Annotated in this window: 18 protein-coding genes; 9 read left to right on the forward strand and 9 right to left on the reverse strand. The window is 64.4% G+C overall.

Annotation, left to right across the window (positions count from 1 at the left end):
• Positions 1-30: 30 nt before the first annotated feature.
• The 3 genes from adh to AAFG07_RS16735 all read left to right on the forward strand — a co-directional run bounded on the left by adh (position 31) and on the right by AAFG07_RS16735 (position 3589).
• The gene (gene adh / locus AAFG07_RS16725; RefSeq protein WP_298374987.1) at positions 31-1548 is read left to right on the forward strand and encodes an aldehyde dehydrogenase; all 1518 of its coding nucleotides are present in this window, start codon (positions 31-33) and stop codon (positions 1546-1548) included.
• A gap of 85 nt (positions 1549-1633) precedes the next feature.
• Complete coding sequence (locus AAFG07_RS16730; RefSeq protein ID WP_342728225.1) at positions 1634-1984, forward strand: DUF779 domain-containing protein; 351 nt, start codon at positions 1634-1636, stop codon at positions 1982-1984.
• A 108-nt stretch (positions 1985-2092) separates the two neighbouring features.
• Positions 2093-3589, forward strand: a complete 1497-nt coding sequence (locus tag AAFG07_RS16735; protein WP_342728226.1) for an AMP nucleosidase — start codon at positions 2093-2095, stop codon at positions 3587-3589.
• A gap of 22 nt (positions 3590-3611) precedes the next feature.
• Here the strand turns inward: AAFG07_RS16735 and AAFG07_RS16740 are convergent, their stop codons facing one another.
• Complete coding sequence (locus tag AAFG07_RS16740; protein ID WP_342728227.1) at positions 3612-4241, reverse strand: glutathione binding-like protein; 630 nt, start codon at positions 4239-4241, stop codon at positions 3612-3614.
• 10 nt (positions 4242-4251) lie between these two features.
• On the reverse strand, positions 4252-4845 hold the full coding sequence (locus AAFG07_RS16745) for a cysteine hydrolase family protein (RefSeq protein WP_342728228.1): 594 nt from the start codon (positions 4843-4845) through the stop codon (positions 4252-4254).
• A gap of 129 nt (positions 4846-4974) precedes the next feature.
• On the opposite strand from AAFG07_RS16745, the gene AAFG07_RS16750 reads away from it, so the two are divergent.
• Positions 4975-5814 (forward strand): LysR family transcriptional regulator, encoded by an 840-nt coding sequence (locus AAFG07_RS16750; RefSeq protein WP_342729173.1) that lies wholly within the window; start codon positions 4975-4977, stop codon positions 5812-5814.
• Between the two features lie 200 nt (positions 5815-6014).
• Here the strand turns inward: AAFG07_RS16750 and AAFG07_RS16755 are convergent, their stop codons facing one another.
• Positions 6015-6608 carry a TetR/AcrR family transcriptional regulator gene (locus tag AAFG07_RS16755; RefSeq protein WP_342728229.1) on the reverse strand — a complete coding sequence of 198 codons (594 nt, stop codon included), beginning with the start codon at positions 6606-6608 and terminating at the stop codon, positions 6015-6017.
• Positions 6609-6743: 135 nt separating this feature from the next.
• On the opposite strand from AAFG07_RS16755, the gene AAFG07_RS16760 reads away from it, so the two are divergent.
• From AAFG07_RS16760 to AAFG07_RS16770, 3 genes are all read left to right on the forward strand, one after another.
• Entirely contained in the window at positions 6744-7628 is an 885-nt protein-coding gene (locus AAFG07_RS16760; protein WP_342728230.1) for a DUF3313 domain-containing protein, read from the forward strand.
• Between the two features lie 185 nt (positions 7629-7813).
• Positions 7814-11176, forward strand: a complete 3363-nt coding sequence (locus tag AAFG07_RS16765) for an adenylate/guanylate cyclase domain-containing protein (RefSeq protein WP_342728231.1) — start codon at positions 7814-7816, stop codon at positions 11174-11176.
• Positions 11173-12267, forward strand: a complete 1095-nt coding sequence (locus AAFG07_RS16770; protein ID WP_342728232.1) for a Crp/Fnr family transcriptional regulator — start codon at positions 11173-11175, stop codon at positions 12265-12267. The genes AAFG07_RS16765 and AAFG07_RS16770 overlap by 4 nt, the downstream gene beginning before the upstream one ends.
• Before the next feature lie 17 nt (positions 12268-12284).
• Here AAFG07_RS16770 and AAFG07_RS16775 read toward each other — a convergent pair whose 3' ends face one another.
• The 5 genes from AAFG07_RS16775 to AAFG07_RS16795 form a co-directional block, all read right to left on the reverse strand.
• Complete coding sequence (locus AAFG07_RS16775) at positions 12285-12482, reverse strand: hypothetical protein (protein WP_342728233.1); 198 nt, start codon at positions 12480-12482, stop codon at positions 12285-12287.
• Positions 12483-12522: 40 nt separating this feature from the next.
• Entirely contained in the window at positions 12523-12738 is a 216-nt protein-coding gene (locus AAFG07_RS16780; protein ID WP_076858594.1) for a hypothetical protein, read from the reverse strand.
• Positions 12739-12954: 216 nt separating this feature from the next.
• Entirely contained in the window at positions 12955-13089 is a 135-nt protein-coding gene (locus AAFG07_RS16785; RefSeq protein ID WP_342728234.1) for a hypothetical protein, read from the reverse strand.
• A gap of 406 nt (positions 13090-13495) precedes the next feature.
• Positions 13496-15136: a chaperonin GroEL gene (groL, locus tag AAFG07_RS16790; protein WP_342728235.1), complete on the reverse strand. Its 1641-nt coding sequence runs from the start codon at positions 15134-15136 to the stop codon at positions 13496-13498.
• Between the two features lie 43 nt (positions 15137-15179).
• Positions 15180-15494 (reverse strand): co-chaperone GroES, encoded by a 315-nt coding sequence (locus AAFG07_RS16795; protein ID WP_342728236.1) that lies wholly within the window; start codon positions 15492-15494, stop codon positions 15180-15182.
• A gap of 380 nt (positions 15495-15874) precedes the next feature.
• On the opposite strand from AAFG07_RS16795, the gene AAFG07_RS16800 reads away from it, so the two are divergent.
• Positions 15875-16165 (forward strand): usg protein, encoded by a 291-nt coding sequence (locus tag AAFG07_RS16800; protein ID WP_212309910.1) that lies wholly within the window; start codon positions 15875-15877, stop codon positions 16163-16165.
• A gap of 113 nt (positions 16166-16278) precedes the next feature.
• On the forward strand, positions 16279-16857 hold the full coding sequence (locus AAFG07_RS16805; protein WP_342728237.1) for a cupin domain-containing protein: 579 nt from the start codon (positions 16279-16281) through the stop codon (positions 16855-16857).
• A gap of 120 nt (positions 16858-16977) precedes the next feature.
• Here AAFG07_RS16805 and AAFG07_RS16810 read toward each other — a convergent pair whose 3' ends face one another.
• The gene (locus tag AAFG07_RS16810) at positions 16978-18234 is read right to left on the reverse strand and encodes a nucleoside transporter C-terminal domain-containing protein (protein WP_342728238.1); all 1257 of its coding nucleotides are present in this window, start codon (positions 18232-18234) and stop codon (positions 16978-16980) included.
• Between the last annotated feature and the right edge of the window lie 95 nt (positions 18235-18329).

Here is an 18329-nt window from a genome sequence, read left to right on the forward strand (position 1 = left end):
GTGTGCATCGGCGTGCCAACGGAGGAACACATGAACAAGGTTGACATGCAGTCGGTGCTCAAGGCGCCGTTCGCCAAGCGCTACGGCAATTTCATCGGCGGCGAATGGCGTGAGCCCCGCTCCGGAAAGTATTTTGAGAACATCTCGCCGGTGACCGGCCTTCCGGTCTGCGAGATCCCGCGCTCCGACGCGTCGGATATCGAGGCGGCGCTCGATGCCGCGCATGCAGCCAAGGACGCCTGGGGCAAGACCAGCGTCGCCGAGCGCTCGCTGATCCTCAACAGGATCGCCGACCGGATGGAGGCCAATCTCGAAAAGCTCGCCACCGCCGAGACCTGGGACAACGGCAAGCCGATCCGCGAGACGATGGCCGCCGACATGCCGCTGGCGATCGATCACTTCCGTTACTTCGCCAGCGCGATCCGCGGACAGGAAGGCTCGATCTCGGAGATCGACCACGACACCATCGCCTATCACTTCCACGAGCCGCTCGGCGTGGTCGGCCAGATCATTCCCTGGAACTTCCCGATCCTGATGGCGGTCTGGAAGCTTGCACCGGCGCTCGCCGCCGGCAACTGCGTGGTCCTCAAGCCGGCCGAGCAGACCCCGGCCTCGATCCTGGTGTTGCTCGAGCTGATCGGCGACCTGCTGCCGAAGGGCGTGCTGAACGTCGTCAACGGTTTCGGTCTCGAAGCAGGAAAACCGCTGGCATCGTCGAACCGGATCGCCAAGATCGCCTTCACCGGCGAGACGACGACGGGCCGGCTGATCATGCAATATGCCTCGCAGAACCTGATCCCGGTGACGCTCGAACTCGGCGGCAAATCACCCAACATCTTCTTCAAGGATGTCTGCGCGGAAGACGACGACTTCTTCGACAAGGCGGTCGAGGGCTTCGTGATGTTCGCGCTCAACCAGGGTGAGGTCTGCACCTGTCCGAGCCGGGCGCTGATCCAGGAATCGATCTATGACCGCTTCATGGAGCGCGCGCTGAAGCGCGTCGAAGCGATCACGCAAGGTAGCCCGCTCGATCCCACCACCATGATCGGCGCGCAGGCCTCCTCCGAGCAGCTCGAGAAGATCCTCTCCTACATCGACATCGGCAAGAAGGAAGGCGCCGAGGTGCTGACCGGCGGCGAGCGCAACAATCTCGGCGGCGGGCTCTCGGGCGGCTACTATGTCAAGCCGACCGTGTTCAAGGGCCACAACAAGATGCGCATCTTCCAGGAGGAGATTTTTGGGCCCGTGGTGTCCGTGACCACCTTCAAGAACGACGAGGACGCGCTCTCGATCGCCAACGACACGCTCTACGGCCTCGGTGCCGGCATCTGGAGCCGCGACGTCAATCGCTGCTACCGGTTCGGCCGGGCCATCCAGGCCGGCCGGGTCTGGACCAACTGCTACCACGCCTATCCGGCGCATGCGGCGTTCGGCGGCTACAAGCAGTCCGGTGTCGGCCGCGAGAACCACAAGATGATGCTCGACCACTACCAGCAGACCAAGAACATGCTGGTGAGCTACAGCCCGAAGAAGCTCGGCTTCTTCTGATATCCCGGCCGCCCCCCGCGTTCGGGGACGAAGACGACAGGCTTCGGCGGGGTGTCCCGCCGAAGCTCCCATCACGGAGGCCGAGATGTCTGACAAGGTGACCGCGACGCCGGCTGCGCTGGAGCTGATTGCCGAGATCGTCGCCGATCATGGGCCGGTGCTGTTTCACCAGTCCGGCGGCTGCTGCGACGGTTCGTCGCCGATGTGCTATCCGCAAGGTGACTTCCTGATCGGCGATTATGACGTCAAGCTCGGCGAGATCGGTGGGGCGCCGTTCTACATCAGCGGCTCGCAATACGACGTCTGGAAGCACACCGATCTGATCATCGACGTCGTTCCGGGCCGCGGCGGCATGTTCTCGCTCGACAACGGGCGCGAGCGCCGGTTCCTGACCCGGTCCGAAATCTGCGCGTTGCCGCCGCGCACGCCGGATTAGGGCGGCTTGGCGCGATCGGCGTCGATCTGGAACTGGAGGCCATTGTCGCTATACTGTGCTGATCCAGGGCGAGTCCCAACTCGGCAACGGATCGGGTGCAAAGCGAACATGTCTCCCACGCCTCCCATCGAAACCCCGCCGCCGATCACGACCGAAGCGTTCGTCGATGCTGGCGCCGCCGTTGCCCGTCTCGAAGAGATCTATGAGCGCAACACCGGCTTCCTGCGCAGTCGCTTCGAGGCCTATGTCAACGGGGTGCCGTGCACGACGCGGGTGCGGGCGCATTACCCGTTCGTCCGCATCACGACCTCATCGCATGCCCGGCTCGATTCCCGTCTCGCCTACGGTTTTGTCGCGGGGCCTGGTGTCCACGAGACCAGCATCACGCGGCCGGATATTTTCCGGACCTACCTCACCGAGCAGATCGGGCTCCTGATCAAGAACCATGGCGTGGCGGTCGAGATCGGCGAGTCCATCGAGCCGATTCCGATCCATTTCGCCTATCGGCGCGACATCAATATCGAGGCCGCGCTGACCATCGCCGACAGTTCGGCGTTCACAAGGTCGCTGCGCGACGTGTTCGATACGCCCGACCTCGCGGCGATGGACGATGCGATCGCCGACGGCACGTTTGAACTCACGCCGGGGACGCCCGAGCCGCTGGCCCTGTTCCGTGCCGCGCGCGTCGATTACTCGCTGCGCCGGCTCTATCACTACACCGGCACCGATCCCGAGCACTTCCAGAATTTCGTGATCTTCACCAACTACCAGTTCTATGTCGACGCCTTCGCGCAATCGAGCCTGCAGCGTCTTGCGTCGGGTGAGGAAGGCCTCGAGGCGTTCGTCGCGCCCGGCAATGTGATCACGCGCAGCGCGCTGGCAGGCGGCGGCACCGTCGGGACGGCCTCGGATCGCGTCCCGCAGATGCCGGCGTTTCATCTCGTCGAGCCCGGCTACCGCGGCATCACCCTGATCAACATCGGGATCGGTCCATCGAATGCGCGCAACATCACCGATCACGTCGCGGTGCTTCGGCCGCATGCCTGGCTGATGATCGGGCATTGCGCCGGCCTACGCAACACGCAGCGGCTCGGCGATTACGTGCTGGCCCATGGCTATGTCCGCGAGGATCACGTGCTCGACCATGAGCTGCCGCTCTGGGTGCCGATCCCCGCACTTGCGGAGATGCAGGTCGCGCTGGAGGAGGCGGTCGGCGAGGTCACCGGGCTGACCGGCTTCGAGCTCAAGCGCTTGATGCGCACCGGTACGGTCGCCAGCGTCGACAATCGCAATTGGGAAATCAGCGGGCCGCAGGTGATCCGGCGGATGTCGCAATCGCGCTCGATCGCGCTCGACATGGAATCGGCGACGATCGCCGCCAACGGCTATCGCTTCCGCGTGCCCTACGGCACGCTGCTGTGCGTCTCCGACAAGCCGCTGCATGGCGAGATCAAGCTGGCGGGCATGGCGAGCGAGTTCTATCGCCAGCGCGTCGGCCAGCACCTTCAGATCGGGCTGAAGGCGCTGGAGCGGCTCAAGCAGCAGGAATCCGAGCGGCTGCATTCGCGCAAGCTGCGCAGTTTCGCCGAGGTCGCGTTTCAGTGACGCCACACCGGGCGCGCGGCGATCACGCCGCGACGCTCTTCCACAATTGCATCTCGGTGCCGATCGCGGCCTTGACCTGCGGCCGCGCCTGGATGCGTCCGAGATAGGCGGCCAGCGGCGGCCATTGCGCCACATCGACGCCGGCGGGGCGAAGCAACAGCAGAGCCCAGGCGAGATGCGCGTCCGCTACGGTGAAGCGGTTGCCAACCAGAAATTCGCGGTCGGCAAGATGCGCTGATGGCACCGACAAGGTCTGTCCGATCCTGGCACGCGGCTTGGCGAGCGATGCATCGTCCTTGTACCAGAAGGTCGGGAACAGGAATCCCTTGTGGATCTCGGTGCCGATGAAGCTCAGCCATTCCTGCAGGCGATAGCGGTCCGGATGGCCTGGCGGCGGCGCGAGACCGAGCTCGGGCTTGAGGTCCGCGATATATTGCAGCACCGCCGCGCTCTCCGTCAGCCGCTCGCCGTTCTCGAGCACCAGCACGGGCACTGCGCCCTTCGGCGCGACGGCGCGGAAGTCGCCGTCGTCCTCCAGCACCTTCTTGGTCCAGAGATGGACCATGTGGTAGCGCGCGTCGATGCCGGCCTCCATCAGCGCGATCCGGCTGGCGAGTGAGCAGGCCATCGGCCAGAAATAGAGCTCGATCATGATGGTGATCTCAGGCGAGGGCGTTGCCGCGGGCGATGATCGCGAAGCGGTCGGACAGTTCGGCGAGCGCGACGTCGTGGATGAGCTTCGCGGCAATCGTGCCGCCTTTGCCGTCGGGCAAGTCGCGGGTCGCGCAGCTCTCGGCATCGATCGTGGTGCGGAAGCCGAGATCGAGCGCGGCGCGGGCGGTCGAGCTGATGCACATATGCGTCATGAAGCCGGCGAGCACCAACTCCTTGCGGCCGGTCGCGGCAAGCTGGGCGTTGAGGTCGGTGCCGGCGAAGGCGTTCGGCAATTGCTTCTCGATCACGATCTCGCCCGGCCGCGGCTTAAGCGGCGCAACGATCGCGCCACGCTCCGCGCTGCGATCGAACAGGCTTCCCGGCGCTCCCTTGTGCGCGATGTGGATGATCGCAGCGCCGCTCTCCCGCGCGCGGGCGAGCAATGCGGTGGCGCGTGCAATTGCGGGGCTGGCGTCGGGCAAGGCGAGGGGACCGGCGAGATATTCGTTCTGGATATCGATCAGCACCAGGCAGGCATCGCCGAGGCGGGGCGGGGTGAGGTCGATACCGGCAAGCTGCATCAAGGTTTTGGCTGCGGTCATGGTCGTGAGAACTCCAGAGGATGCGTCTTGCCAAAATATAGCCGCGGACCGGCCTGCTGTTATGCAGGGATATCGCAGCCGGTGGCTGCGTTATTGCAGGCAGGCGGGATGCGATGTAGCCTCAAGGCCATGAACTGGGACGACCTTCGCATCATCGCGGCCGTCAGGGACGAGGGCACCTATGCCGGCGCCAGCGCGCGGCTGCGGATCGACGAGACCACGGTCGGCCGCAGGCTGGCCCGGATCGAGCGTGCGCTCGGGCTGCGGCTGTTCGAGGCAGCCGACGGCGTTCGTAAGCCGACCCGGCAGTGCGACGTGGTGCTTGCGCACATTCAGGCGATGGCCGCGCATGCCGAGGAGATCGGCCGGATCGGCGAAAGCCTGCCCGGCCCGGTCGGCCGGCTGCGCATCGCCTCCACCAATGCGATCGCGGAGGAGGTGCTGGCGCCGCGCACCAGCGCATTGCTGCGCGCCCATCCGGGCTTGACGTTGCAGTTCCTGACGTCGAGCGAGAACGTCAAATTCTCGCGCTGGGAGGCCGATCTCGCGATCCGCCTGCGCAAGCCCGACAAGGGCGACTTTGCGATCTCCAAGCTCGCCGAGGTCAGGCTGTATTTCTTCGAACCGGTCGCGACGACAGCGGGAGAGGCGGTGGCATGCGCCTATCCCGATGAGCTCGGCGGGATTCCGGAAATGCAGTTCCTGCGCGGAAAGCGGCTTCGTGCGCGCTGCGTCACCGACAATGTCCGCATCATCCACAAGCTGATCCAGTCGCATCAAGCGGTCGGCGTGCTGCCGGAGCACAGTTGCGTCGACCTGCTGACCGATCGCCGTCTGCGCGCCACGCTGCTGCCGAAGCGGCGCGACGTCTGGCTTCTGGTGCAAAGCCACCTCAAGCGCGATGCGGCGACGCGCGTCACCATCGACTGGCTGCGCGGCTGTTTTCAGGACGTCGCGCGCAGCGGGTGAGGAGGACGGAAGCGGATTTCTCCGCTCGTCATTCCCCGGTGCGCAATTGCGCACCTGAGGGCGGCGCGCAGCGCCGAGCCCGGAATCCATTTTTCAGCAAAGCTTGCGGCTCGATGGATTCCGGGCTCTCGCTTCGCGAGCCCCGGAGTGACGAGGAGAGGGTCTCCAGGCGATATTGCAGCGGCGCGCTGCCGGCAACCTCAGATCTCGGCCTTCAGCTTCGCGAAGGCATCCTGGACGTATGTCGTGAGCTTACGCTTGCGGCCGTGCTCGATCCATTTGTCGACGGCGAGACGAAGCGTTCCGATCGAGACCATCGCGACGAGGCGGAGAGGCTCGCGGCGTTCCTTGTCTGGCCATATCTCGCAGAGTGCCTCGTAAACCACCTGTTCGCGCCGCAGATTATTGCCGTGTCTGCTGGCGCTCAACGCCTCGCTCTGCCGGATCAGGCGAATGATCGCCATGAGTCGAGAGGTCTCGAAGCGGGCAGCCACGTCGAGCAGCGCTTCGCGGACGACGTCGATCGGAGAACCGGCGGCGGCATGTCCCAGGACTGACGCCCTGAGCTCGTCATCATAGCCGGCAAGATGCGCGAGCAGGATGTCGTCCTTGCTCTTGAAATAATAGAAGAAGGTTCGGCGCGAGATGCCGGCCGCGGCCGCGATCTCGTCCAGCGTCGTTGCCTCGTAACCCTTGGCAAGAAACAACTCGATGCCGACCTCGGCGATATGCTGAAGCGTCTGCCGACGATTGCGCTCGCGCAGGCCTTCGGGTTTCGAGAGGGGGTCGGGCATCAGCCGCTTCTCTCATCAGGATGAAATCAGGAGCCGGCGGTCACGCCTTAAAACCGCCCAACACGAAATTTACACCAAGTGTAGTATTTACACTTAGTGTAAGTCGCCGGTGCCCCAATGACAACCTGCTTACGCGTGAGTTGGATCAAATTGCTTCCGGAGGCAAATGGATTCTCGAGCGGGCGGGGGGCGCAACTGCGCGGCTTTGCGGCGGCGAACCTGCTCGGTCTTTTGGTCTCGGGCTGCGCGACGGCGACGCTGGATCAGGCCGGTTCACTCCGCTCCTACGACAATATGGAGCAATCGGACGGGATGTTGACCCGCTCGAAGCTGCGGGTGAGCAAGGAAGAGGTGCTGGCGGCGAAGACGATCAGGATCGTGCCCACCGTGTTCTCTGACGGAACGTCAGTGCCCTTCACCGCTGCACAGCGCAGGCTCGTCACCAACGCCGCCGACCGTGCATTGTGTGCGGGCCTGAGCGAACGCTTCTACGTGGTTGCGTCAGAGCCCGCCGACCTGACCGTTCACGCTGTCATCACGCATGTGGTGCCGACCGATCCGACGGCGGTCGGCGTCTCCAAAGGTGTGTCGGTGGCGAAGACGATTCTGTTGCCCGGCGTGCCCGTGCCTGTTCCGCGCATTCCGGTGGGGCTCGGCAGCCTGTCACTTGAAGCCGAGGCGCGCGATCCGGCCGGACAGCAGAAGGCGGCGATGGTCTGGGGCCGCGCGGCCAATGCCTTCGACAACGGGCGGATGTCGGAGGAGGGCGATGCGTACGGCCTTGCCGCATCGTTCGGCGGCGATTTCAGCCAGATGCTGGTCACCGGCGCGACGCCGTTCGGCGCCGTGCCATCGATGCCCTCGATGCAGCGGCTGGGCTTCCTGCTCGGCGGCGCGCCGAAATATCCGGCCTGCGAAGCGTTCGGACGCGCGCCGGGCCTCGTCGGCATGGTCGGCGACAGCGCCGGCGTGCCGCCGGATTGGACCGACAAGGGACCGGTTGCGGCGAAGGTGGAGTGAGGCGGCCGGCACGCGTACGAATGTTCGCGTGCATACGGCTGTAACGGGGCACCGCGGTGGCACAATTCGCGTGTCCTGCTCTGCGCGGACTTGCCGCAAAACAGAAGGTGCCAGCACAGACAGATTGCGATAACGTCTGTTCGCCGTGGTCCATTCGGCCAGCCGTCAACCCGTCGGTGAAGCCAATGCAGCAGATTGCGGAATGGCTCGACAAGCTGGGGCTTGGGCAATACGCGCTGCGTTTTGCCGAGAACGGCATCGATGTTGGTGTTCTTCCCGAATTGACGGATGAAGACTTCGACAGGCTCGGGGTCCTGCTCGGCCATCGCCGCAAGATGCTGCGTGCCATCGCCGATTTCAATCAAGCCGAACTGATCGCTGCGCCGGTTCCATCGCACGATGCCGAGCGACGCCATCTCACCGTGATGTTCTGCGACCTGGTCGGCTCGACGGCCTTGTCGGCGCGTCTCGATCCCGAGGACATGTGGGAGGTGATCCGCGCCTATCGCGCAGCCTGTGCGCGGGTAATCGCGACATATGATGGCGTCGTTGCCAGATTTATCGGCGACGGGATCCTCGCATATTTCGGCTACCCACGTGCGCATGAAGACGATGCGGAGCGCGCAGTGCGCGCCGGCCTCGACGTCATCGCCGCGATCGGCAAGCTCGAGACCCGCGCGGACGAGGGGGTCGCGGTGCGGATCGCGATTGCGAGCGGGCTCGTCGTGGTCGGCGACCTCGTCTCCGGCGGTGCATCGGAGGAGCAGGCGCTGGTCGGCGATGCGCCGAACATCGCCGCGCGGCTGCAGAGCCTGGCGGAGCCGGGCGTGGTCGTCGTGGCCTCCTCGACACGCCGGCTGCTCGGCAATCTGTTCACGCTTCGCAACCTCGGTCGCCGCGAGGTCAAGGGTATCTCGGAGCCGATCGCGGTGTGGGCTGTCGAGGGCGAGCCGGCATCGGAAAGCCGTTTCGAGGCCGTGCGGACCGCGCGCTCGATCGGCTTTGTCGGCCGCAAGGCGGAGATCGAATTTGCATTGTCGCGCCAGCAACTGGCGTGGCAGGGCCAGGGCCAGGCGGTGCTGATATCGGGCGAAGCGGGTATCGGCAAATCCCGCATCGTGGCGATGCTCTCCGACAGCCTCGTGCCCGCGACGTACCGCCGGGTGCGCTATCAATGCTCGCCCTATCATACCAACAGCGCGCTGCATCCCTTCGTCGCCCAGCTCGAGCGTGCCGCCGGCATCCGCCTGGAAGATGTGCCGGAGCAGAAGCTGGACAAGCTCGAGGCCATGCTGGCGCTCGGGACGCAGCATGTGCCTAGCGTGACTCCGCTGATCGCAGCGCTGCTGTCGATCCCGACCGGTGACCGCTATCCGCCGCTCGGCCTGAGCCCGGCGCAGCAGCGGCGGCAGACATTCGCAGCGCTGCTCGACCAGCTCGAGGGCCTTGCCCGGCAGCAGCCGGTGCTTGTCGTCTGCGAAGACATGCATTGGGCCGATGCCACCTCGCTCGAATTGCTCGACCTCGCGGTCGATCGGATCAGGGGACTGCCGATCCTTATGCTGATGACGTTCAGGCCCGAGTTCGAACCACCGTGGGCGGGGCTCGCCAATGTCAGCCTGCTGCGGCTGGATCGGCTCGACCGGCAGGACACGCGCGCCCTGATCGAGCAGGTGACCGTCGGCCGGTTGCTGCCCGGCGAGATGATGACACAGATCATCGAGCGGACGGATGGTGTCCCGCTGTTCGTCGAGGAGCTGACCAAGATGGTCATGGAGTCGGGGCTGCTCGTCGAGAATGCTGGACGCTACCGCCTCGACAATCCGCTGCCGCCGCTGGCGATCCCGGCGACGCTGCAGGACTCGTTGATGGCCCGGCTCGACCGCCTGGCGCCGGTCAAGGAGGTGGCGCAGATCGGCGCAGCGATCGGCCGTGAGTTCTCATACGCGCTGCTGCGCAGCGTGGCCGGTCGCGATGATCTGACGCTTGCCGCGGCGCTCGCCCAGCTCGAGGAGGCGGAGTTGCTGTTGCGTCGGGGCACGCCGCCGGATGCAAGCTACAGTTTCAGGCACGCATTGGTCCAGGAAGCGGCTTACGAGAGCTTGCTCAAGAGCCGCCGGCAATTGCTCCACAAGCAGATCGGCGATGTGCTGCGCGCCAAGTTTGCCGAGATCGCCGAGATCGAGCCGGAAGTCGTTGCGTATCATTTCACCGAGGCGGGGCTCGGCCAGACCGCGCTGGCGTGGTGGCGCAAGGCCGGTCAGCAGGCGCTGAAGCGCTCGGCCTATTGCGAGGCGATCGCACATCTCGGCAAGGCGGTCGCCATCGCCGATGAACTGCCCGACGAGCCGGGTCGGATGATCGGCCGGCTCCATCTGCAAATCGCCTACGGTCGCGCGCTGCGCGGCAGTCTTGGGCACAGCGCCCCCGAGACGGTGGCCGCCTGGACGCGCGCCCGGCGGTTCGCCTCTGACATTGACGATCCAATCGAACTGGCGCCGATCCAGTCTGGCCTCTTCAACGCCTGCTTGACCCACGGTGAGCTCGCGCCGATGCGGGAGTTGGCGGAGGCGATCATGGGCGCGGCGGAACGGCATCCGGAATCGCCGGTGGCGACGATCGTCGCGGGCTGGACCAGCGGAGTGACCTGCTGGTTTGCGGGCGACTATCTGAGCGCGGGCATCCATCTCGAGAAGGCGTTCGCTGCCTATGCGACCGAGCCGGATCCGGCAACGTTCAAGGCGTCGACGCTCGATCTGCCGTTCGTCATCATGAGATTTCTGGCGCTCGTGCTCTGGCCGCGTGGCGAGATCGATCGAGCCCGGCAGCTCGCGGGCGCGGCGGTGAGCGTCTCCGGAGAACAGCGCGCGCTCGCGCGTGCCAATGCGCTGGTTCACAAGGCCGTTTTCGACGGGCTGTGCGGCAGCCGGTTGCGGCAGACCGAGACGATCCTTGCCCTCGGACTGGCGCAGGATCACGCGATGCCGCTGTATGTCGCCGCCGGCACCTATCTCAATGGCCTGGCAAAGTGGCGTGCCGGCGACCTCGAGGCAGGTCTCGCAGAGATGCAGCGCGGCTGGACATTGCTTCACGAGAACGACTGCTACCTCTGTGATCCCTTCTGGGGACTGCATATCGCGTTGGCGAACGCGGACGCAGGGCATGTCGAGGCGGGGCTCGACATCATCAACGAGCTGATCGACGCGACGGAGCAGTCCGGGCAGCACTGGCTGGATGCCGAGCTGTACCGTGTATTGGGCGAGCTGCGGTCGCGTCGCGACACCCCCGACATTTCCGGCGCCGAGGATGCCTTCCGCCGCGCGCTCGAGATTGCGCGAAGGCAACAGACCAAGACTTTCGAATTGCGCAGCGCGCTTGGACTTGCACGTCTTTACGGCCGCAGCGGCCGGGCAGAGGAGGTATCTCAATTGTTGGCGCCGGTGCTCGCCGGCTTCGATGCGGCGCTCGATCTCGCCGAGATTAAGGACGCGCAGGAATTGCTCACGCAGGCGCATCGGTGGCCGGACCGCCACTCGCGCGCGTCTTGACCGTTGCCGCAGCGGAGCGGCCGCACCGCGTCCGTCTTCCTGCGCCCGCGCAGGTGGTGAAAGAGCAGGCTCGGATGTCGCGCGCAGCGCTTGCGGTGCGAAGCTGGAACTGTTGGGTTCCCGAAGTCCTTGGGCTCCCGAAGTTCTACGGTGCCGACGATGCGCATTTTGCTATTGCGTCCGGCGGCGCATTTGCATCTAACTTTAAGGACGCTGCCGCAGAGAATTCCGCCTTGCGGTCAAGCGTTTGGAATTTGTTTTTGATCCTGTGTTTGAGTGAGTATGCTGTGCGACCTTTGACGTTCCCGCAGGTGAGCATTTCCGGTGGAACTCGTAATCGCCTTCTCGCGACATTGTCGCAGGCGGATCTGGATCTCCTGAGACCCGAACTTGAGACCATTGCGCTCGAACAGGATGCAGTCCTGGCGCGCGCCGGTGACGAGATCGACTACGTCTTCTTTCCTCACAGCGGCGCGATCTTGTTGATGATCGACATGGCGGATGGGCAGACGGTCGCGACCGGTGTGGTCGGATGCGAAGGAGCCGTGGGCAGTCTTTCGGTTCTCGGAGCCTCGCCGTCAGGCATTACCGCCGTCGTTCGTGCGGCTGGTACCGCCTCGCGGGTCCCGGCGGCGCGCTTTCATGCCGCTTTCGGCCGCAGTCCGGGGATTCGGCAGGCAATCCAGAAGCACGTCAGAGCGATGCTGATCCAGTTTCAGCTTGGCTCCGCTTGCAACGCGCTCCACCCGGTCGAGGCGCGGATGGCGCGCTGGCTGCTTCAGCTTCGCGACCGCGTCGACAGCGACGTTCTCCCGCTGACCCAGCACGCGCTGTCGCAAATCCTCGGCGTACGACGAACAACAGTAACCTTGCTGATGGGTAATCTGCGCAAGCGCGGTGCGATCAGGTCGGATCAACGAGGCCAGATCGAGATCGACCGGGCGCGGCTATTGGCGGCGGCATGCGAATGCCATCGCATCATGCGTCTCGAGGCCGAGGAGATCTTCTCGGGTGACAAGGCTCGAGCTCGAGGAATGGCTCCGGCCGACGAGCTCCGCATCTCGGAAATCGAGGCGGACGACACCGTGTGAGCGCGTTCCCGGCGCGATCAGCTTGCTGGCCGCCGATCACGCTTCCGCGCGGAGGAGGATGCCGCCTCGAGCTTCGCAATCTCGCGCAGCACGTGCGCCGTCTCGCGCAATTCATTGCGCTCGGGGCCCGGCTTCAGCCGTCGTGCTTCATGGAGAAAGTCCTTGGCCTGCAGCAGCCAGGCAGACGTTTCCGTTGAGTTCTGCGCATGCGCCATGGTGTCCCTCCATCGCGATCATCAAGAGTGGTGGCCGGTTTCAGGCCGGTGAACCGGCGCTGCGGCGTCGCCGCACGCGGATGCTCGGCTCGTCGACCCAGGCGTCCCCAGCAAACCAGGCGTGATCGGCGCGGCAAAATGGGCAAGGGGTGCGCGAGAAGAACACCGTACTGCGTCGAAAGCTCTCGCGATCGGTTTTGATCCCGGTGGAGATCGCGTGCCCGGTTTGCGGACATTTGACCATGACCATGCCCATGTGAGCCTCCCTCCGATATTGTTTTTTTGCTCTTGCAGAAAAGCTCCGGCCGGTTGGATTGGCCTCAGGTCGGTGCGGGGTAGTTGGGGGCATCTCGCACCTGCGGCGGTTGACAGAGCATTGGGCAGTGGGGGCTGCATGCTCGTCACTGGGCTTTTTCCAACCGGCCAGATTCCTCCTCAAACGAATCCTCGATGTGAGTTGAACGCCGCTTTTTCAGGCGGCTTGGCGAAGCACCTCGGCAAATCGTTTCCTGGCTGGTTCGCGGGCTTTCGTCACGCCCGTCTGGTCGAACGGGTGGCTCGACGACGGCATCTCGAAGAGACGCGTGCCCTTCACGGTGACTTTCATTTGGCTTTCGTTCACCGCATAGCCTCCCGCTCAAGCGCAAGCATTCTCCGCAACGCTTGCCCGCGTCACGGGAGCAGACGCTCCGTGCTCGATTCAGATTTTTGAGTGAACTTCGATCCTGTCCCGAGCTTACTGTGCGGGACGAGGCCGAGACTGTCGGTTCGGTTTGCGACTCTCGCCGACAATTTTTTTTGAGAATGTCAACCCGAACGAACATGGGTTTATGGGGAGTGCTGTGCATAAGTGAATGCTGCCGTGAACAGCAGCGTGCCTTCTCCGGCGCGAGGTCGCGCAGATCACCCACATTGAGCGCGCTGCAACAAGTGCTCGGTCAGCTGCCCAAAACAAAAACCCCGGCATCGCTGCCGGGGTTTTGCATTCCGTAAATTGCCTTGAGAGGCCGGACTTAGAAGTCCATGCCGCCCATGCCGCCGCCCGGAGGCATCGCGGGGCCGCCGGCGTTCTTCTTCGGCAGCTCGGCAACCATCGCTTCCGTGGTGATCAGCAGCGCGGCAACCGAGGCAGCGTTCTGGATCGCGGTGCGCACGACCTTGGTCGGGTCGATGATGCCCTTCTTGACGAGGTCGGCATAGTCGCCGGTCTGGGAGTCGAAGCCGTAATTGTAGGCCTTGTTCTCCAGGATCTTGCCGACGATGACCGAACCGTCTTCACCAGCGTTGATCGCAATCTGGCGAGCCGGAGCCGACAGCGCCTTGCGCACGATCTCGACGCCGGTCTTCTGGTCGTCGTTCTTGGTGCGCAGGCCCTTGAGCTGCTCGGAAGCACGGAGCAGGGCGACGCCGCCGCCCGGGACGATGCCTTCCTCGACAGCCGCACGGGTCGCATGCATCGCGTCATCAACGCGATCCTTGCGCTCCTTCACCTCGACCTCGGTCGCGCCGCCGACGCGGATCACCGCGACGCCGCCTGCGAGCTTGGCGAGACGCTCCTGCAGCTTCTCACGGTCGTAGTCCGAGGTGGTCTCCTCGATCTGCGCCTTGATCTGGGCAACGCGAGCGTCGATGTCGGCCTTCTTGCCGGCGCCGTTGACGATCGTGGTGTTTTCCTTGTCGATCATCACCTTCTTGGCGCGACCGAGCATCTGCAGCGTGACGTTCTCGAGCTTGATGCCGAGGTCTTCCGAGATGGCCTGGCCGCCGGTCAGGATCGCGATGTCCTGCAGCATGGCCTTGCGGCGATCGCCGAAGCCCGGAGCCTTGACGGCCGCGACCTTCAGGCCGCCACGCAGGCGGTTGACGACGAGGGTGGCGAGCGCTTCGCCTTCGACGTCTTCAGCGACGATGACCAGCGGCTTGCCGGTCTGCACCACGGCCTCGAGCAGCGGCAGCAGCTCGTTCAGCGAGGAGAGCTTCTTCTCGTTGATGAGGATGTAGGCGTCGTCCATCTCAACGCGCATCTTGTCGGCGTTGGTGACGAAGTAGGGCGAGATGTAGCCGCGATCGAACTGCATGCCCTCGACGACGTCGAGCTCGGTCTCGAGCGACTTGGCTTCCTCGACCGTGATCACGCCCTCGTTGCCGACCTTCTTCATGGCGTCGGCGAGGAACTTGCCGATCTCGGCATCGCCGTTGGCCGAAATGGTGCCGACCTGGGCGATCTCCTCGTTCGAGGTGACCTTCTTCGAGTTCTTCTGGAGGTCCGCAACGACGGCTTCGACCGCGAGGTCGATACCGCGCTTCAGGTCCATCGGGTTCATGCCGGCGGCAACCGACTTGGCGCCTTCACGCACGATCGCCTGGGCGAGCACGGTCGCCGTGGTGGTGCCGTCGCCGGCCGCGTCAGCGGACTTGGAGGCGACTTCGCGCACCATCTGCGCGCCCATGTTCTCGAACTTGTCCTCGAGCTCGATCTCCTTGGCGACGGTGACGCCGTCCTTGGTGATGCGGGGAGCGCCGAACGACTTCTCGAGCACGACGTTGCGGCCCTTCGGGCCGAGGGTGACCTTCACCGCATTGGCGAGGATGTCGACGCCGCGCAGCATCTTGTCGCGCGCATCGACGGAGAATTTGACTTCTTTGGCTGCCATCTGAATTTTTCCTTGAGAGGTTTACCTGGGAGGGAGGAGGCGCTTAGGCCGCCTTCTTCTTGGAAGCGGGGACGTCGAGCACGCCCATGATGTCGCTTTCCTTCATGATCAGCAGGTCTTCACCGTCGATCTTGACCTCGGTGCCGGACCACTTGCCGAACAGGACGCGGTCGCCGACCTTGACGTCGATGGGGATCAGCTTGCCAGCTTCGTCGCGGCCGCCCGGGCCGACGGCGGTGATTTCGCCCTGCGAGGGCTTTTCCTTGGCACTGTCCGGAATGATGATGCCGCCAGCAGTCTTCTCTTCGGCGTCGATACGCTTGACCACGACGCGGTCGTGAAGCGGACGGAATTTCATGCAGTCCTCCTAAACGTTTGCGGATGCTGTAGATTTTTGGAGAGTTAGCAGTCCAGCCCGGCGAGTGCCAGACCGACTGCGCAGGAGATAGGCCAAGCCTAGGCGGCGGGCAAGTGGCTCTAGCAGAAAAATTGGCACTCGCGAATGGCGGCTGCCAGGATCATTTCGGCATCCTTAATGCCGTCATCGGGGCCCACCGGAGCTATTAGCAGATGCGGTAAGCTGCTGCTAACGCAAGAAATTTCAACAACCTATTAAACATTTAGGCTTGAGATGGGCTAGTCGCGTGCGTCACATTTGTATCATGTGAGCGCATCCATTGCCGGTGGTCCGGCGGGGGTCGGCCGCCATGTGAATGCGCTCCGTCACAGGAGGTTGGCATGGTCTCGCGAGTTGGTGGGGTTGTTTCCGACGATTTCCGGAAGCAGTTGCTGGGGTATGGACTGACGACGGCGCAAATCCTGTACCGGATGCCGGATCATCCCTCGCTGCTGCAAACCTATGTCTGGCAGAACTACGACCTGTTTCCGAAATTTCCGGCGCTGCGGGATTTCCTCGCCTTCTGGGAGGAAAAGCTCGAGGGCCCGCTGTTCTCGGTGACGGTGGCGCATTCCAAGCTGGTCAAGCCGGCCGAGCTGCGCGCCGTCGACGGCGTGTTCCGGCTGCATTGATCCGTTGAAGGGGGCAAGGCAAGAGGGGCGCGGCGCGGCCTGCGCCTTTGCCCACCTCGCGCGGCGCGACTTGTGTTAGCCTTCATCAGTCACAAAAAGACGGGAGGCGAACAATGGCCAAGAAGACGGCATCGAGATCTGCAGCCAAGACCGCGGTGAAGAAGAAATGGTCGGGGCTCGGCGCCGGCGCCAAGAAGTCGTCGGCGAAATCTTCCGCGCGCAAGACCATCAAGTCCAAGGGCCGCGTCACCGCGGTCAAGAAGAGCGCGCCCAAAGCGGCGACCAAGACAGCAAGCAAGGCGCGGCCGAAGCAGCGCATCGCCATCAGCCATCACCGCGAAGAGGATTTCAAGGCCGATGGGCTGCGCGCCTACGCCAAGTACCGCGACCTCGGCATTGCCGCAGCATCCCATGGTCTCGCGCAGGCGCATGTCATCCGGTTGCAGGGACCGTGCAACCCCGATGAGGTCTCGAAGCTGCACTTCCACGACGTCGAATTCCAGATGGTCTATGTGCTCAAGGGTTGGGTGAAGACCTACATGGAAGGCGAAGGCGAGACGCTGATGAAAGAGGGCAGCGCCTGGACCCAGCCCCCGCGCATCCGGCACATGATCCTGGACTACTCCGACGACGTCGAACTGCTGGAAGTGATCCTGCCGGCCGAGTTCAAGACGGTGGAGTTGAAGGCGTAGCCACGGGCCGTCATGGCCGGGCTTGACCCGGCCATCCATCCAGCTTCGCAAGAGTCGTCGTTGATCGATGGATGCCCGGGTCAAGCCCGGGCATGACGAGGTGGACTCGCTCCATCCGGGCTACGGCTGCGTCAGCATCCCCACGATCGCGCCCATCAGGCAGGTCGTCAGCGTCCCTGATACGACCGACTTCAGCCCGAGCGCGTTGATCTCGTCGCGCCGCCCGGGCGCCATGATGCCGAGGCCGCCGATCATGATGCCGAGGCTCGCGAAGTTGGCAAAACCGCACATCGCGTAGAGCATGATCAGGCGCGAGCGCGGATCGAGCGCGTCGGGGCCGAGCTTCGAGAGGTCGACATAGGCGATCAGCTCGTTCAGCACGGTCTTGGTGCCCATCAGGCTTCCCGCCGTGATCGCCTGCGGCCACGGCAGGCCCATCAGCCAGCACACCGGCGCCATCACGTAGCCGAGCAGCCGTTGCAGCGAAATCTTCGCGCCGCCGACCTCCGGCAGCAGGCCGATGATCTTGTTCGCCAGATACACCAGCGCGACCAGCACCAGCAGCATCGCGATGATGTTCATCAGCAGCTCGAGCCCGGCGGCGGTGCCCTTCACGATGGCGTCCATCGTCGAGGACACCTGAACATCGGGATCGTCGAGCGACCCGCCGGTGCGCTTGTCGGAAGTCTCCGGCACCATGATCAGGCTCACCAAAATCGCGGCCGGCGCGCCGAGCACCGAGGCGATGACGAAATGCGCGGCGGCATCGGGAATCAACGGCGCCAGCAGTGTTGCGTAGAGCACCAGCACGGTGCCGGCGATCCCGGCCATGCCGCCGGTCATCACCAGAAACAATTCGGAGCGCGTGAGCTGCGCCAGATAGGGGCGGATGAACAGCGGCGCTTCCACCATGCCGAGGAAGATATTGGCCGCGGTCGAGAGCCCGACCGCGCCGCCGACGCCGAGCGTGCGCTCGAGGATCCAGGCCATGCCGCGCACGACAGGCGGCAACACGCGCCAATAGAACAACAATGTCGTCAGCACGCTCATGACCAGCACGATCGGCAGCGCCTGGAAGGCGAGGATGAAATCCGAGCCCGGTGCCTTGGGATCGAACGGCGCCGGGCCGCCGCCGACATAACCGAACACGAAGGCGGTGCCGGCGCGCGTCGCCGCCGCGATGGTGCCGACGGCATCGTTGATCGCGCCGAAGGCCTGCGTCACCAGCGGCACCTTGATCAGCACCAGCGCAGTCACGACAGTGACGACGAGCCCGATCGCGGCCTGCCGCAGCGACACCTTCAGGCGATTCTCGCTCAACGCCCAGGCGATCACGAGCAACGCCACCACGCCGAACGCCGATTGCAACTGCAGCATCACGCCCCCAAGAACCCTCGGGCGATTATGGGCAGGGGCCTCGCGCAGCGCAATGCTGTTGCGCGTTGATCCCGAATCCATTGACAAGTTGCAGG

Origin of the sequence: Bradyrhizobium sp. B097 (assembly GCF_038957035.1) — a bacterium.
Classification (GTDB): domain Bacteria; phylum Pseudomonadota; class Alphaproteobacteria; order Rhizobiales; family Xanthobacteraceae; genus Bradyrhizobium.

Excerpts from the sequence above, each read along its gene's own strand:
- AAFG07_RS16740 (WP_342728227.1), bottom strand. The coding sequence starts at position 4,241 with ATGATCGAGCTCTATTTCTGGCCGATGGCCTGCTCACTCGCCAGCCGG.
- AAFG07_RS16795 (WP_342728236.1), bottom strand. The coding sequence starts at position 15,494 with ATGAAATTCCGTCCGCTTCACGACCGCGTCGTGGTCAAGCGTATCGAC.
- groL (WP_342728235.1), bottom strand. The coding sequence starts at position 15,136 with ATGGCAGCCAAAGAAGTCAAATTCTCCGTCGATGCGCGCGACAAGATG.
- AAFG07_RS16810 (WP_342728238.1), bottom strand. The coding sequence starts at position 18,234 with ATGCTGCAGTTGCAATCGGCGTTCGGCGTGGTGGCGTTGCTCGTGATC.
- AAFG07_RS16800 (WP_212309910.1), top strand. The coding sequence starts at position 15,875 with ATGGTCTCGCGAGTTGGTGGGGTTGTTTCCGACGATTTCCGGAAGCAG.
- adh (WP_298374987.1), top strand. The coding sequence starts at position 31 with ATGAACAAGGTTGACATGCAGTCGGTGCTCAAGGCGCCGTTCGCCAAG.
- AAFG07_RS16780 (WP_076858594.1), bottom strand. The coding sequence starts at position 12,738 with ATGGGCATGGTCATGGTCAAATGTCCGCAAACCGGGCACGCGATCTCC.
- AAFG07_RS16755 (WP_342728229.1), bottom strand. The coding sequence starts at position 6,608 with ATGCCCGACCCCCTCTCGAAACCCGAAGGCCTGCGCGAGCGCAATCGT.
- AAFG07_RS16730 (WP_342728225.1), top strand. The coding sequence starts at position 1,634 with ATGTCTGACAAGGTGACCGCGACGCCGGCTGCGCTGGAGCTGATTGCC.
- AAFG07_RS16745 (WP_342728228.1), bottom strand. The coding sequence starts at position 4,845 with ATGACCGCAGCCAAAACCTTGATGCAGCTTGCCGGTATCGACCTCACC.
- AAFG07_RS16805 (WP_342728237.1), top strand. The coding sequence starts at position 16,279 with ATGGCCAAGAAGACGGCATCGAGATCTGCAGCCAAGACCGCGGTGAAG.
- AAFG07_RS16765 (WP_342728231.1), top strand. The coding sequence starts at position 7,814 with ATGCAGCAGATTGCGGAATGGCTCGACAAGCTGGGGCTTGGGCAATAC.
- AAFG07_RS16785 (WP_342728234.1), bottom strand. The coding sequence starts at position 13,089 with ATGAAAGTCACCGTGAAGGGCACGCGTCTCTTCGAGATGCCGTCGTCG.
- AAFG07_RS16775 (WP_342728233.1), bottom strand. The coding sequence starts at position 12,482 with ATGGCGCATGCGCAGAACTCAACGGAAACGTCTGCCTGGCTGCTGCAG.
- AAFG07_RS16750 (WP_342729173.1), top strand. The coding sequence starts at position 4,975 with ATGAACTGGGACGACCTTCGCATCATCGCGGCCGTCAGGGACGAGGGC.
- AAFG07_RS16735 (WP_342728226.1), top strand. The coding sequence starts at position 2,093 with ATGTCTCCCACGCCTCCCATCGAAACCCCGCCGCCGATCACGACCGAA.